This is a genomic window from Nocardioides cavernae, from assembly GCF_016907475.1.
Lineage (GTDB): Bacteria > Actinomycetota > Actinomycetes > Propionibacteriales > Nocardioidaceae > Nocardioides > Nocardioides cavernae.
Genome location: NZ_JAFBCA010000001.1, coordinates 510,781 through 525,498, shown reverse-complemented (window position 1 = coordinate 525,498; position 14,718 = coordinate 510,781). Strand labels below are relative to the sequence as shown.

The following is a 14,718-nucleotide window of genomic DNA, read 5'->3' as shown; positions in this document are numbered from 1 at the left end:
AGGCATGTCCCTCTCCAGCAGCCTGCTCGTGGTCGCGGTGGTCCTCATCGCGCTCTACGTCCTCGCGGCCCTGATCTTCCCGGAGCGCTTCGAGTGAGCGACACCGCCTCCGACCTCCTGACCATCGCGGCCCTGGTCGCGCTCCTCGCCGCGGCCTACGTCCCGCTGGGCGACTTCATGGCGCGCGTGTGGACCAGCACCCACCACCTCCGCGTCGAGCGCGCCGTCTACCGACTCACCGGTGTCGACCCCGACGCAGAGCAGGGCGCGCGGTCCTACGCCACCAGCGTGGTCGGTTTCAGCCTCGTGGGAGTCGTGGCACTGATGGCCGTCCAGCTCGGCCAGGCCGCGCTGCCGATGGACCGGGGGTTGCCGGGTGTGCCGTTCTGGATGTCGTTCAACGCGGCCGTCTCGTTCGTCACGAACACCAACTGGCAGTCCTACGCGGGCGAGTCGACGCTCGGCTTCACCACCCAGATGGCCGGCCTCGCCGTGCAGAACTTCCTGTCCGCGGCGGTCGGGATGGCCGTCGCCGTGGCCCTGATCAGGGGGTTCGTCCGCTCGCGCAGCGCGACGCTGGGCAACTTCTGGGTCGACCTGACCCGGGGAACGATCCGGGTCCTGCTGCCGCTGTCGTTCGTCGCGGCGGTCCTGCTGGTCGCCGGCGGGGTGGTGCAGAGCTTCGCCGACTCCACGATGACCACGCTCGCGGGTCACCCGCAGGTGCTCACCGGCGGCCCGGTGGCCAGCCAGGAGGCGATCAAGGAGCTCGGCAACAACGGCGGCGGCTTCTTCAACGCCAACTCCGCCCACCCCTTCGAGAACCCGACCGGGCTCACCAACTTCTTCGAGGTCTTCCTCATCCTCCTGCTCCCGGTCGCACTGACACGCACCCTCGGCACGATGCTCGGCAACCGCCGGCAGGGCGTGGCGGTCCTCAGCGTGATGGGCGTGCTCTGGTCGGTGGCGCTGGCCGTCACGACCTGGGCCGAGGTCGGCGCCCACTCGGCGGCCGCGCAGGCGGCCGGCGCTGCGATGGAGGGCAAGGAGACCCGCTTCGGCGAGTGGGCCTCGGCCCTCTTCGCGGTGGCCACGACGGGCACGTCGACGGGTGCGGTCAACGCGTCCCACGACTCGCTGACCCCGGCCGGCGGCGGCGCGGTGCTGGTCAACATGATGCTCGGCGAGATCGTGCCGGGCGGCGTCGGCGCGGGCATCTACGGGATCCTGGTGATGGCGATCCTGGCCGTGTTCGTCGCCGGCCTCATGGTCGGCCGCACGCCCGAGCTGCTGGGGAAGAAGATCAGCGCGCGGCAGATGACCTACGTCGCCCTCTACACGCTGACCACGCCGGCCCTCGTCCTCGTCGGCACCGGCGCCGCCATCGGCCGCGGCGAGGCCGCCGACGCGATGGGCAACGCGGGCGGCCACGGCTTCAGCGAGGTGCTCTACGCCTACACCTCGGCGGCCAACAACAACGGCAGCGCCTTCGGCGGCATCACGGTGACCTCGGACTTCTTCCAGGTCACCCTCGCCCTGGCGATGCTGCTCGGCCGCCTGCTGCCCATCGTGCTCGTCCTGCTGCTCGCCGGGTCGCTGGCCCGGCAGGGCACGGTGCCCGTCACCGCGGGCACGCTGCCCACCCACACACCCCTCTTCGTCGGGATGCTCGTCGGCGTCATCGTGGTGATGACCGGCCTCACCTACTTCCCGGCGCTCGCCCTCGGACCGATCGCAGAGGCACTTGCATGAGCACGCTTTTCCTCCAGGCCGGGCACCAGCTGCCCGAGGCCGTCCGCAAGCTCGACCCACGTCACCTGTGGCGCTCGCCGGTGATGTTCCTGGTGCTCCTCGGCTCGGTCGCGACGACGGTGGCCGCGGTCGCCGACCCGAGCGTCTTCACCGCCTCGATCGCCGTCTGGCTGTGGCTGACGGTGCTCTTCGGCAACCTCGCCGAGGCCGTCGCCGAGGGCCGCGGCAAGGCCCAGGCCGCCTCGTTGCGGGCCACCCGCACCGACACCGTCGCCCGCCTGCTCGCCGACGACGGCACCGAGACCCGGGTCGCGGCAACCCAGCTGAAGGTCGGTGACCGTGTCGTGATCGAGGCCGGCGAGGTGGTCCCCGGCGACGGTGACGTGGTCGAGGGCATCGCCTCGGTCGACGAGTCGGCGATCACGGGCGAGTCCGCGCCGGTGATCCGCGAGGCCGGTGGCGACCGCAGCGCGGTCACCGGTGGCACCCGTGTGCTGTCCGACCGCATCGTCGTACGCATCACCGCCGCGGCGGGTGACACGTTCCTCGACAAGATGATCGGGCTCGTCGAGGGCACCTCGCGGCGCAAGACCCCCAACGAGATCGCCCTGTCGATCCTGCTCGCCAGCCTCACCCTGGTCTTCCTCGCCGCCGTCGCGACCCTCGCCCCGATGGCGACGTACGCCGGCGCGCCGCAGGACCTCGTCGTCCTGGTCGCCCTGCTCGTCTGCCTGATCCCCACCACGATCGGCGCCCTGCTGTCGGCCATCGGCATCGCCGGGATGGACCGGCTGGTCCGGGTGAACGTGCTCGCCATGTCGGGCCGCGCAGTCGAGGCGGCCGGCGACGTCAGCACGCTCCTGCTCGACAAGACCGGCACCATCACGTACGGCAACCGGCAGGCCAGCCGGTTCGTCGCGGCGCCCGGGGTCGGCGACGAGGAGCTGCGCGACGCGGCCCGGCTCTCCAGCCTCGCCGACCAGACCCCCGAAGGAAGGTCGATCGTCGAGCTGGCCCTCACGCAGGGGGCCGACGACCGCCTCCTCCCGAGCGAGGCGACCTTCGTGGAGTTCACCGCCCAGACCCGGATGTCGGGCGTCGACCTCGCCGACGGCACCCGGATCCGCAAGGGCGCGGGCTCCGCGATCGGCGTCTGGCTCGGCGTCGAGCAACCGCGGGAGGTGCGCGAGACCGTCGACGCGATCGCCCGCGACGGAGGTACGCCGCTCGTCATCGGCCGCAAGGACGCCGGGGGCTGCGGCAGCGTGCTCGGCGTCGTCCACCTCAAGGACGTCGTCAAGGAGGGCATGGCCGAGCGGTTCGCCGAGCTGAGGTCGATGGGCATCCGCACGGTGATGATCACCGGCGACAACGCCCTCACCGCCCAGGCCATCGCCGCGGAGGCAGGGGTCGACGACTTCCTCGCCGAGGCCACGCCCGAGGACAAGATGGCCTACATCCGGCGCGAGCAGGAGGGCGGCCGGCTCGTCGCGATGACCGGCGACGGCACCAACGACGCGCCGGCACTGGCCGCTGCCGACGTCGGCGTCGCGATGAACAGCGGCACCGCCGCCGCCAAGGAGGCCGGAAACATGGTCGACCTCGACTCCGACCCGACGAAGCTCATCGACATCGTCGAGATCGGCAAGCAGCTGCTCATCACCCGCGGCGCCCTGACGACCTTCTCCATCGCCAACGACGTGGCGAAGTACTTCGCGATCATCCCGGCGATGTTCGTCGCGGCCTACCCCTCGCTGGACCGGCTCAACGTGATGGGGCTGGCCTCTCCGCAGTCCGCGATCCTGTCGGCGGTCGTCTTCAACGCCCTGGTGATCGTGGCCCTCATCCCGCTGGCCCTGCGCGGCGTGCGTTTCCGCGCTGCGTCGGCGACGTCGGTGCTGCGCCGCAACATCCTCGTCTTCGGCCTCGGCGGCATCGTCGTGCCGTTCGCCGGCATCAAGCTCATCGACCTGCTCGTCTCGACCGTCCCGGGGCTGAGCTCCTAGAAAGGGGACCGACATGACCCACCTGCTCGCCGACCTCTACCGCCAGTCCCTCGCCGGGCTCCGGCTCCTGCTCGTGATGACCGTCCTGCTCGGCGTCGGCTACCCGGCCGCCGTGTGGGCGGCCGGTCAGTCCTTCGGCGACCGCGCCGACGGGCAGCCCGTGCGGCTCGACGGCAGCGTCGTCGGGTCCCGGCTGATCGGCCAGGACTTCGACGGCGACCAGTGGTTCCACTCCCGGCCCTCTCCCAACGGCTACGACACCCTGGCCTCGGCCCCCAGCAACCTCGGGCCTAGCAGCCCCGACCTCCTGGCGGCCATCGCCGACCGGCGGGCCGAGGTCGCGGCGCGCGAGGGCGTCGACCCCGCCGACGTACCTCCCGACGCGCTCACCGGCTCCGGGTCCGGGCTCGACCCGCACATCTCACCGGCCTACGCCGAGCTGCAGGTGGCCCGCGTCGCGGCGGCCAACGGCCTCTCAGCCGGGGCGGTCGAGCGGCTGGTCGCGGAGCACACCGACGGCCGCAGCCTCGGCTTCCTCGGCGAGCCGGGCGTCGACGTCCTCGAGCTGAACCTCGCGGTCAGGACCGCCGCCTCGGGCCCGGGTGGAGACTGACGCCATGCCCCTGCCCACGGATCGCGGACGGCTGCGCGTCTACCTGGGCGCGGCGCCGGGCGTCGGCAAGACGTTCGCCATGCTCGACGAGGGGCACCGTCGTCTCGAGCGCGGCACCGACCTCGTCGTGGGGTACGTCGAGACGCACGGCCGCGCGAGGACCGAACGGGCCGTCGACGGGCTCGAGGTGGTGCCGCGACGGCTCCTCGGGCACGGCGGGGCGAGCCACGAGGAGATGGATCTCGAGGCGGTCCTGGCGCGCAGGCCCGAGGTGGTGCTGGTCGACGAGCTCGCGCACACCAACGTGCCGGGCAGCACGCACGCGAAGCGGTGGCAGGACGTCGAGGCGCTGCGCGACGCGGGCATCGAGGTCGTCACCACGGTCAACATCCAGCACCTCGAGTCGCTCAACGACGTGACCGAGGCGATCACCGGGGTCCGCCAGCGGGAGACCGTGCCCGACCACGTCGTCCGTTCCGCCGACCAGATCGAGCTGGTCGACATGAGCCCGCAGGCCCTGCGGCGGCGGATGGCGCACGGCAACGTCTACGCCGCCGACAAGATCGACGCGGCACTCTCGCGCTACTTCCGTGAGGGCAACCTCACCGCGCTGCGCGAGCTCGCGCTGCTCTGGCTGGCCGACCGGGTCGACGAGGGGCTCGAGCGCTACCGGGCGCAGCACGACATCGAGGCGACCTGGGCGACGCGCGAGCGGGTCGTCGTGCCCGTCAGCGGTGGCCCGGAGTCGGCGACCCTGATGAGGCGGGCCGCGCGGATCGCGAGCCGGCGGTCCGGCGGCGAGTGGCAGGCGTTGTACGTCACCCGGCAGGACGGGCTGCGCGGCACCTCACCCGACGGCCTGGCGACGATGGCGGCCAAGGCCGAGGAGCTCGGCGGCACCTTCCACACGGTCGTCGGCGACGACCCGGCCGACGCGATCCTCGCCTTCGCGCGTGCCGAGAACGCCAGCCAGGTCGTCATCGGCGCGAGCCGCCGCGGCCGTGTCTCGTCCGTGCTGCGGCCGGGGGTGGGGGAGCGGGTGGTCGCCGGTTCGGGCGACATCGACGTCCACATCGTCTCGCACGAGCACGCGCGCGGGCGGTCGGCGAGCGGTCGGCCCGCCACCCACGACCTCGGCCCGCGACGTCGGCTCGCGGGCTTCGTGGTCGGCCTCGTGGCGCCGACGGTGGTGAGCCTGCTGCTCTACGCGACGCAGGACCTGCACGGCCTGCCCATCGAGGCGATGTCCCTGATGATGGTCGTCGTCGCGACCGCGCTCGTGGGTGGGCTCGCGCCGGCCGTCCTGTCCGCCCTGGCGAGCGCGCTCCTGCTCAACTACCTCTTCACCCCGCCGCTCTACACGCTCACGGTCGCCGAGCCGGAGAACGTCGTCACCATCGCGATCTTCGTGGCCGTGGGCATCGCCGTCGCGTCGGTCGTCGACAACGCGGCCCGCCGCACGGCCGAGGCGCGGGCCGCGCGCGCCGAGGCAGACGCGCTGACGGTGTTGGCGCACAGCCTGCTCACCTCCGGCGACGACCTCGACGGCCTCCTCTCCTCGGCCTGCCGGCTCTTCCGGGCGGACGGCGCGGCCGTGCTCCGGCGCGAGGCGGCGGAGGAGGTCGTGGTGGCGAGCTGCGGCGCCCCGCCCGCGTCGGTCGAGGAGGCCGACATGTCCGCAGCGATCGACGAGCACAGCACGCTGGTCCTGGTCGGCGCGACCCTGCCGGCCACGCAGCGCGGCCTGCTCAACGCGTACGCCGCCTACGCCAAGGTCATGGAGGAGCGCCGCCTCGCCACCGTGGCCGAGCTCGAGCGGCTGCGGCTGACCGAGCTCGACCGCACCCGGACCGCCCTGCTGGCGGCGGTCTCCCACGACCTGCGCAACCCGCTCGCGGCGGTGAAGGTCTCCGTCGACAGCCTGCGCAGCACGGACGTGACCTGGTCGCCCGAGGACGAGGACGAGCTGCTCGCCACCATCGAGGAGTCGACCGACCGGCTCATCGCGCTGGTCACCAACCTGCTCGACATGAGCCGGATCAGCACCGGCTCGGTGCGCGTGGTGCTGCGCGACGTCGGCCTGGCCGACGCCGTCCGCACGAGCATCGCGCCGCTGCCCGGCGGCGAGCGGATCGAGGTCGACGTCGACCCCGAGCTGCTGGTGCGCGCCGATGCCGGGCTGCTCGACCGGGTGCTGGCCAACATCTGCGAGAACGCCCTGAAGTACACGCCCGTCGACGCCCGCGTGCGCATCGACGCGGCCGCGGACGGCGACGGGGTCGTCGTACGCATCGCGGACTCCGGGCCCGGCGTGGCCGACCAGGACCGGGACCGGCTGTTCGCCCCGTTCCAGCGGTTCGGCGACGTGCCGCAGCAGGACGGCGTCGGGCTCGGGCTGGCCGTGGCGCACGGGCTGACCGAGGCGATGAGTGGGACGATCGCCACCGAGGACACCCCCGGCGGTGGGCTCACGTTCGTGCTCGAGCTGCAGCGGGGCAAGGGGGCCTGATGACGTTCGTCCTGGTCGTCGACGACGACCCCGCGATGCGGCGCACGCTCTCGATCAACCTCCGGGCCCGCGACTACGAGGTCGAGACGGCGGGCGACGGCCGGTCGGCGTTGCAGGTCGTCGACGAGCGGATGCCCGACCTGGTCCTGCTCGACCTGGGGCTGCCCGACCTCGACGGGGTCGCGGTGCTCACGCAGCTGCGGTCCTTCACCCAGGTCCCGGTGATCGTGGTCTCGGCCCGCACCGAGTCCGACGACAAGGTCGAGGCGCTCGACCTCGGTGCGGACGACTTCATCACCAAGCCGTTCTCGATCGAGGAGCTGCTTGCGAGGATCCGCGCCACCTCGCGCCGGGCCGGCCGTGAGGAGCCGGACCTGGTCGTCGAGGTCGGTGACCTCCGGCTCGACGTGACCGACTCGCGTGCGACCCGCGGCGGCGAGGAGATCCACCTGACCCCGACCGAGTGGCGGATCGTCGAGGTGCTCGTCCGGCGGCGGGGCCGGCTGGTCCGCCAGGCCGAGCTGCTCACCGCCGTGTGGGGACCGGCGTACGACACCCAGACGAACTACCTCCGGGTGCACATGGCCAGCATCCGGCGCAAGCTCGAGGCCGACCCGGGTCGGCCGGTGCTGTTCGTGACCGAGCCGGGGATGGGCTACCGGTTCGCCCCCTGAGCCGCGCTTCCCATCCGCTGTAACGCCGGGTTGGTGGGGGTACCCCATGTGGTGCTCCACCGTGGGTAGCAGCAGTAACCCGGCGTTACAGCGGGCCTGCCGGCGCCGGGGGAAGGCTCCCTCAGCGCGGGACGCGGACCAGCAGCCGCCCGTGGATGCACTCCATCCGCAGCTCGCGGCCCTCGCCGATGGAGTCGCCGTCGAGCTGGCGGGGAGTGTCGGTGGCGGCCTTGATCCGGACTCGCGACCCGGTGCGCCGGTCGATGAGCTCATCGACGGTCTGGCTCTTGGCCAGCACGCGCACCGCGAGCGGGATCCACGACAGGAACTTGCGCGGGTGCAGGATCACCACGTCGAGGACGCCGTCGTCGATGGTCGCGTCCGGCAGCAGCGGCATGCCGGCCTGGAGGAAGCCGACGTTGCCGACCAGGACGGTGCGGGCCCGGTGGATGGTGGGCTCGTCGTCGTCGATCTGGATCTCGACCCGGACCGCGGGGAACATCAGCGACTTCAGCCCCGAGATGACGTAGGCGACCCAGCCGATCTTCTTCTTGATGTCCTCGTTGACGCCCTCCATGATCGCGGCGTCGAACCCCATGCCAGCCATCACCATGAAGTGGGTGTCCTCGATGCCGTCGCCACCGACCTCGACCATGTCGATGGCGCGGTCCTGGCCGTTGAGGGCGATGTCGATCGCCGAGCGGATGTAGAGCGGGATCCCGAGGTTGCGGGCCAGGAGGTTGCCGGTGCCCGCCGGGATGATGCCCACCGGGATGCCGGTGCCGGCGAGCTCGGCGCACACCTCGCGCACGGTGCCGTCACCACCGCAGACCATGACCAGGTCGGCCCCGGCGACGGCGGCGCGCTCGGCCATGCCGGTGCCGGGGTCCTCCACGGTCGTGTACTGCCACGTCGGCTCGGACCAGCCGGACTCCATGGCCATCGAGGCGACGAGCGAGCGGAACTGGCCGACGTCCTCGACCTTGATCGGGTTGAGGATGACGGCGAGCCGCTTCTCCGAGGCGTACACCTCCGGGAGCGGCTCCGTCTTGGCCGCGATCGATCGTGGGCGCGGGTCGATGAAGGCGAGGGCGAGGAAGAACACCGCCAGGCCCAGCAGTGAGCCGGCGATCACGTCGGTGGGGAAGTGCCGGCCCAGGAGCACCCGGTCCACGCAGACCAGCAGCCACCACGCGACGACGGCCGCGATGCCGAGGCGGCGCAGGCTGGTGCGACGTACGAACAGGACGAGCAGCATGACGAGGAGCGCGGCGAAGGCCGCCGTCGACGACGCGTGGCCCGACGGGAAGCTGAAGTTGGCGTGCAGGCCGAGGGTGTCCTGCCAGTCCGGCCGGTCGCGACCGAGGAAGCGCTTGAGTACCGTCGTCGCGATCGAGGTCACCGACATCACGACGACCACCAGCAGGGCCGCCCAGCGGTGCCGGCGCAGGAGCAGGACGCCCGCCAGGGCGATGGTGAGGACGGTCATCCCGATCGTCCCGAAGGCGGCCTCCACGAACCGCAGGACGTCGACCAGCACGGCGTGGTCGTCCGCCCAGTCCTCCAGCTGCCGGCCCTCCGTGTCGAAGGCGTCGAGAGGCGCCCGGTCGCGGGTCACGAAGAAGGCGAGCACCGCGAAGAGGGCCGCCGAGATGGCTGCCCCGCCGAGGGCGCGGTTGCGGGAGGCGGGAGTCACCTGCGCAGTATGCCCACACCGGAACTGGCCACCCACGCCCGGACGGATAGCCTTGCGCCTGTGATAGATCCGCGCCTCCTCCGTGACGACCCCGACCGCGTGCGCGCCGCCCAGGCGAAGCGCGGCCTGTCCGACGACGTGGTGGACCGGGCGCTGGCGGCTGACTCCGCCCGCCGGCAGGCGATCGCCGACTTCGAGGCCAAGCGGTCCGAGCAGAAGGCCAGCGGTGCGCTCGTCGCGAAGGCGCAGGGCGAGGAGAAGCAGGCCCTGCTGGCGCAGGTCAAGGAGCTGGCCGCCGGCGTGAAGGAGGCCGAGGCCGCCCGCAACGCCGCCGAGGCCGAGTGGGACGAGGCGATCAAGGCCATCCCCAACATCGCCGCCGACGAGGCGCCCGCGGGTGGCGAGGACGACTTCGTCACCCTCGAGCACGTCGGCACCCCGCGCGAGTTCGACTTCGAGCCCCGCGACCACATCGAGCTCGGCAGGATGCTCGGGGCCATCGACCTCGAGCGTGGTGCCAAGGTCAGCGGGTCGCGGTTCTACTTCCTCACCGGCGTCGGCGCTCAGCTCGAGTTCGCGCTGGTCAACCTGGCGATGGACCAGGCCCGCAACGCCGGCTTCACCCAGGTGATCGCCCCGTCGCTGGTCAAGCCGCGCGCCATGGAGGGCACCGGCTTCCTCGGCCAGGCCGCCGACGACGTCTACCGGATCGAGGGCGAGGACCTCTACCTCGTCGGCACGAGCGAGGTCGCGATGGCGGCCTACCACTCCGACGAGATCCTCGACGCCGGCACCCTGCCGCGCCGCTACGCCGCCTTCAGCCCGTGCTTCCGCAAGGAGGCCGGCAGCCACGGTAAGGACACCAAGGGCATCATCCGCGTGCACTGGTTCGACAAGGTCGAGATGTTCGTCCACACGACCGTCGAGGAGTCGTACGCCGAGCACGAGCGGTTGCTGGCGTGGGAGAAGGAGTTCCTCGACAAGCTCGAGCTCGCCTACCGCGTGATCGACACCGCCGCGGGCGACCTCGGCCTCAGCGCGCAGCGCAAGTTCGACTGCGAGGCGTGGATCCCGACGCAGGGCAAGTACCGCGAGCTCACCTCGACCTCCAACTGCACCGACTTCCAGGCGCGCCGCCTCGACATCCGCACCCGCGACGGGAAGGGCCAGACCGTGCCGGTCGCGACCCTCAACGGCACGCTCACGGCGATCCCGCGGGCCATCGTCGCGATCCTCGAGACCCACCAGAACGAGGACGGCTCGGTCACCGTGCCGCAGGCGCTCCGCCCGTACATGGGTGGCCTGGAAGTGCTGAAGCCCGTTGGCTGAGCCGTTGGTCGAGGCGGGCGCCCGGCGCCCGTCACGAGACCCCTCTCCCGACTGGCGTCCCCAGGTCGTCGCGCTGGACATCGACGGCACGCTGCTCAAGTGGGTCGACGGGCAGACCGAGCACTACGAGACCATCACCGAGCCGGTGCACGACGCCGTGCACCGGGCGCTCGACGCCGGCGCCCACGTGGTGCTGGCGAGCGGTCGCTCGCCGCACGGCATGACGACCATCGCCGACCTCCTCCACATCCCGCGCGAGGACGCCGACCGGCTCTGGGTGGTCGCGTCCAACGGGGCCGTGGTCTTCCGCTACCCGCCGATGGAGGTCGTCCACGAGGAGACCTTCGACGCCGCCCCGGCGGTCGCCGCGGTGCTGGAGCACCACCCGCGCGCGCTCGTCGCGGTCGAGGAGCGCGAGGTCGGCGGCTACCGCGTGAACCGCGTCTTCCCCGAGGGCGAGCTCTCCGGCGATCAGCTGATCACCCACGTCGACGACATCGTCGGCGAGCCGGTGAGCCGCGTCATCGTCCGCGACCCCGAGGCCACCGCCGACGACTTCATCGAGCTCGCGGCCAACCTCGGCCTGCACGGCACCGACTACGTCGTCGGGTGGACCGCCTGGCTCGACCTCTCCCCGGTGGGCGTCTCGAAGGCGTCGGGCCTCCAGCACGTCTGCGACGCGCTCGGGCTCGCCGCCGCAGACGTGCTCGCGATCGGCGACGGCCGCAACGACATCGAGATGCTCCGCTGGGCCGGGCGCGGCGTGGCGATGGGGCAGGCCGTCGAGGAGGTCATCGCCGCCGCCGACGACGTGACCGCCACCGTCCACGACGAGGGCGCCGCCGTCGAGATCTCGCGCTGGTTCCCGCAGGGCTCCTGACCGTGGACGAGGGCGTCACCTTCACCGCGGAGCTGTGGCGCTGGACGGCGCGCAAGGAGTCGGCCGACTCCGGGGCGCGGTGCTTCGTGACCCTGCCGGTCGACCTCGCGGACGAGCTGCGTGAGCGGGCGGGGGAGCCGAGGGGCTTCGGCTCGGTGCGCGTCCGCGCCCGGGTCGGCGCAACCGCCTGGGACACCAGCGTGTTCCCGGACGCCGCCTCCGGGAGCTTCGCGCTGCCGGTCAAGAAGTCGGTCCGCACGGCCGCCGGCGTGGCCGAAGGGGACATGCTGACCGTCACGGTGTCCGTCCGGGACGGAGCGTGAGCGCGCCCCGCCTCGTGGCGACCGACCTCGACGGCACGCTGCTCGACTCGGAGGGGCGGGTCTCGGTGCGCACCCGTGCGGTGCTCGACGAGCTCGACGCCGCCGGCGTACCTGTCGTCTTCACCACCGGCCGCCCGATCCGCTGGATGGAGGAGCTGTGGGAGGCGGTCGGCGGCCACGGTCTCGCGATCTGCAGCAACGGGGGGATCGTGTACGACGTCGCGCGCCGGGAGGTGCGCACCGCGCGGACCATCCCGGCCGACGTGCTCCTCGAGGTCGCGGCGCGGCTGCGCGCGGACGTGCCCGGCACCGTCTTCGCGCTGGAGAAGACCACGGGCTTCGCCAAGGAGCCCGACTTCATGCCCCGCCTGGCGGTCAACCTCGCCCCCGACGTGCCGACGGCCCCCCTCGAGGAGCTCGTCGACGACGACGTCGTCAAGCTGCTCGCCCGCCACGAGGACCACGAGCCCGAGCCCTACTGGGAGCTCGTGGCCGGACTCCTCGGCGAGCAGGTCGTCACCACCTGGTCGTCGGTCGGCACGCTCGTGGAGATCAGCGCGGCAGGCGTCACCAAGGCGTCGACGCTGGCCACCGTCGCGGCCGGGATGGGGCTCGGCCCGGACGACGTCGTGGCGTTCGGCGACATGCCCAACGACCTGCCGATGCTCGAGTGGGCCGGCACGTCCTACGCCATGGCCAACGCCCACCCCACCGTGCGCGAGCTCGCCGACCACCTCGCGCCCCACCACGACGAGGACGGGGTGGCCACGGTGCTCACCGAGCTCTTCGACCTCTCTCGCTAGGCTCCCGCCATGATCCGCGCCGTCCAGCTCGCTGCCGCCCTGCTCCTCGGGTGCCTCGGCCTCGTGATGACGGTCCAGGCCCCGGCCGCCGCCGCCGACTGCACCTGCAAGCGGAGCAGCCAGCTCGAGCAGCAGGTGAAGCGCGCCGACGCCGTCTTCATCGGGACGGTCGACAACGTGGAGGTCGCCGGCAACGACCACACCTACGACGTGACCGCCTCCCGGGCCTACCAGGGCACACCAGAGCGCTCCACCCAGGTCTTCTCGGCCGGCGGCAAGAACGCCTGCGGCCTCGGCGAGCTGGCCGTCGGCACCTCCTACCTCTTCCTCGCCACCGGCACCGAGGCGCCCTTCGAGGCCGACAGCTGCGGTGGCACCGACGTGGCCAACCCGACCAAGGTCGCCAAGGTCGAGGGCCTGCTCGGCGAGGGCACCTCCGTCGAGCCGCCCCCGCCCCCGACCGCCCAGCGCACGCTGGTCGAGGAGTCGCCGCCGGCCGGCTTCGCCCGCGCGGCGGCCCCCGGTGCGGCCGTCGCGATCATCAGCCTCCTCGGCCTCGTCGTCGTACGACGCCTCGCGCGCTGACGTGGTGGTCGCCCGCCTGCTCGCCGTCCCGGCGGTGCTGGCGGTGCTGGCCGGGGGCCTGGTGCTCGGGTCGGTGGCCCCGGCCGCGGCCTGCAGCTGCGTGAGCAACGACCCCGTCGAGCTCGCCGAGCACGCCGACTTCGCCTTCGTGGGCGTGCTGACCAGCCAGCGCTCGGACGACGACGTCGTCGCCCATCTCTTCACGGTCGTGGACGTGCTCGCCGGTGACGTACGCCGCGGCCAGGACGTCGTCACGCCCAACGCCGGCGAGGCGTCCTGCGGCGTCGAGTGGGCGACCGGGACGACCATGGTGGTGCTGGGGCGGCTCGACGAGCGCGGCCGGGTCGCCTCCGACCTGTGCAGCGGCTCGGTGCCTGTCGGCGCTGCGGCGTACGACGCCACGGTGCAGGCGCTGGGCGACCCCCGGGACCCCCTGCCCGGACGGTCGATGGTCGCCCTCGACCCGACGGACGCTCAGGAGGTGTTGTGGGCGGCCGCGCTGGTCGGTGTCGTCGGCGCGCTCGGGATGGTCGTCGTACGACGCCTCACGCGCCGCGCCGACTGACGCGTCAGAGGTACATGCCGCCGCGGCTGCCGGCCGGGTCGTCCTCGCCGCCACCGGGGGTCGGCATGTTGGGCATGCCGGTCGGCGGCTGCGGGGCGTGGCCGGCGTGGCCGGCGTGGCCGGCCGGGAGCGCGCGTCGCATCTGCTCGAGCTGGGCGCGCGAGGCCATCTGCTGGGCGTAGATCGCGGTCTGGATGCCGTGGAAGAGGCCCTCGAGCCAGCCCACGAGCTGGGCCTGCGCGATCCGCAGCTCGCCCTCCGACGGCGTGCCCTCCTCGGTGAACGGCAGCGACAGCCGCTCGAGCTCCTCGACCAGCTCGGGAGCGAGACCGGTCTCGAGCTCCTTGATCGAGGCGGCGTGGATGTCCTTGAGGCGGTTGCGGCTGGCCTCGTCGAGGGGCGCGGCCTTCACCTCCTCGAGGAGCTGGCGGATCATGCTGCCGATCCGCATCACCTTGGCCGGCTGCTCGACGAGCTCGGTGATGTGGCGCTCGCCGTCGCCGTCCTCATCGTCCTCGTCGCCCGCGGCCTGCGTCATGGCCGGCAGCGCGCTCGCCGGGATGGTGCCGATGGGCTGGCCGTCGGGACCGACGACCACGACCTGGTCCTCGACCTCCCCCTGGCCGCTGGGGCCGCCGATGGGCTCGGGCTGCTGCTGGTCGGTCATGGGCCCAACCCTATGACGTTCCCGGTGGGGGTCCTGTCGCGAGCGGTGGCTGAGCCACATTGCGAGCGGGCGGAATGTGGGTGACGCACCGCCCGCGGGCGTGTCGGCGGGGACTCGCCGTACGAGCGGTGCCTGAGGTGGGTTCCCGGCTCGCGAAGTGCCCCTCACGCACCGCTGCCGAGCCGAGCGGTGGCTGAGCCACATTCCGGGCGGCCCGAATGTGGGTGACGCACCGCCCACGGGCGTGTCGGCGAGGACGCGCCGTACGAGCGGTGCCTGAGGGGGGTTCCCGGCTCGCGAAGTGCCCCTCACGCAC

The 14,718-nt window shown here is 72.6% G+C and carries 14 protein-coding genes; 12 read left to right on the top strand and 2 right to left on the bottom strand.

What is annotated here, in order from left to right; translation table 11 throughout:
• Positions 1-4: 4 nt before the first annotated feature.
• From JOD65_RS02500 to JOD65_RS02475, 6 genes are read left to right on the top strand one after another with little or no spacing between them, the layout of a single operon-like run.
• Positions 5-97, top strand: coding sequence for a potassium-transporting ATPase subunit F (locus JOD65_RS02500; RefSeq protein ID WP_191193904.1), 93 nt, complete (start codon positions 5-7; stop codon positions 95-97).
• Positions 94-1,752: a potassium-transporting ATPase subunit KdpA gene (gene kdpA, locus JOD65_RS02495; protein WP_191193905.1), complete on the top strand. Its 1,659-nt coding sequence runs from the start codon at positions 94-96 to the stop codon at positions 1,750-1,752. The genes JOD65_RS02500 and kdpA overlap by 4 nt, the downstream gene beginning before the upstream one ends.
• Positions 1,749-3,758 carry a potassium-transporting ATPase subunit KdpB gene (gene kdpB, locus JOD65_RS02490; RefSeq protein WP_191193906.1) on the top strand — a complete coding sequence of 670 codons (2,010 nt, stop codon included), beginning with the start codon at positions 1,749-1,751 and terminating at the stop codon, positions 3,756-3,758. The genes kdpA and kdpB overlap by 4 nt, the downstream gene beginning before the upstream one ends.
• A gap of 13 nt (positions 3,759-3,771) precedes the next feature.
• Positions 3,772-4,371 carry a potassium-transporting ATPase subunit KdpC gene (gene kdpC, locus JOD65_RS02485; protein ID WP_191193907.1) on the top strand — a complete coding sequence of 200 codons (600 nt, stop codon included), beginning with the start codon at positions 3,772-3,774 and terminating at the stop codon, positions 4,369-4,371.
• A 4-nt stretch (positions 4,372-4,375) separates the two neighbouring features.
• Entirely contained in the window at positions 4,376-6,880 is a 2,505-nt protein-coding gene (locus JOD65_RS02480) for a DUF4118 domain-containing protein (protein ID WP_191193908.1), read from the top strand.
• Entirely contained in the window at positions 6,880-7,554 is a 675-nt protein-coding gene (locus JOD65_RS02475; protein ID WP_191193909.1) for a response regulator, read from the top strand. Before JOD65_RS02480 ends, JOD65_RS02475 begins: the two co-directional genes overlap by 1 nt.
• 121 nt (positions 7,555-7,675) lie before the next feature.
• Here JOD65_RS02475 and JOD65_RS02470 read toward each other — a convergent pair whose 3' ends face one another.
• The gene (locus JOD65_RS02470; RefSeq protein ID WP_191193910.1) at positions 7,676-9,250 is read right to left on the bottom strand and encodes a bifunctional phosphatase PAP2/diacylglycerol kinase family protein; all 1,575 of its coding nucleotides are present in this window, start codon (positions 9,248-9,250) and stop codon (positions 7,676-7,678) included.
• Positions 9,251-9,310: 60 nt separating this feature from the next.
• Here JOD65_RS02470 and serS point away from each other — a divergent pair, with 60 nt between their 5' ends.
• From serS to JOD65_RS02440, 6 genes are read left to right on the top strand one after another with little or no spacing between them, the layout of a single operon-like run.
• A complete protein-coding gene (serS, locus tag JOD65_RS02465; RefSeq protein ID WP_191193911.1) occupies positions 9,311-10,579 on the top strand; it encodes a serine--tRNA ligase in 1,269 nt (422 codons plus the stop codon).
• Entirely contained in the window at positions 10,572-11,459 is an 888-nt protein-coding gene (locus tag JOD65_RS02460; RefSeq protein ID WP_224747141.1) for an HAD family hydrolase, read from the top strand. The genes serS and JOD65_RS02460 overlap by 8 nt, the downstream gene beginning before the upstream one ends.
• A 2-nt stretch (positions 11,460-11,461) precedes the next feature.
• Positions 11,462-11,782 (top strand): DUF1905 domain-containing protein, encoded by a 321-nt coding sequence (locus JOD65_RS02455; RefSeq protein ID WP_191193912.1) that lies wholly within the window; start codon positions 11,462-11,464, stop codon positions 11,780-11,782.
• Positions 11,779-12,585 carry an HAD family hydrolase gene (locus tag JOD65_RS02450; RefSeq protein ID WP_191193913.1) on the top strand — a complete coding sequence of 269 codons (807 nt, stop codon included), beginning with the start codon at positions 11,779-11,781 and terminating at the stop codon, positions 12,583-12,585. Before JOD65_RS02455 ends, JOD65_RS02450 begins: the two co-directional genes overlap by 4 nt.
• A 9-nt stretch (positions 12,586-12,594) precedes the next feature.
• Positions 12,595-13,170, top strand: a complete 576-nt coding sequence (locus JOD65_RS02445; protein WP_191193914.1) for a hypothetical protein — start codon at positions 12,595-12,597, stop codon at positions 13,168-13,170.
• 4 nt (positions 13,171-13,174) lie between these two features.
• Positions 13,175-13,735, top strand: a complete 561-nt coding sequence (locus JOD65_RS02440; RefSeq protein WP_191193915.1) for a hypothetical protein — start codon at positions 13,175-13,177, stop codon at positions 13,733-13,735.
• A 4-nt stretch (positions 13,736-13,739) separates the two neighbouring features.
• Here the strand turns inward: JOD65_RS02440 and JOD65_RS02435 are convergent, their stop codons facing one another.
• Positions 13,740-14,402, bottom strand: a complete 663-nt coding sequence (locus JOD65_RS02435; RefSeq protein ID WP_263575287.1) for a bacterial proteasome activator family protein — start codon at positions 14,400-14,402, stop codon at positions 13,740-13,742.
• Positions 14,403-14,718 lie beyond the last annotated feature (316 nt).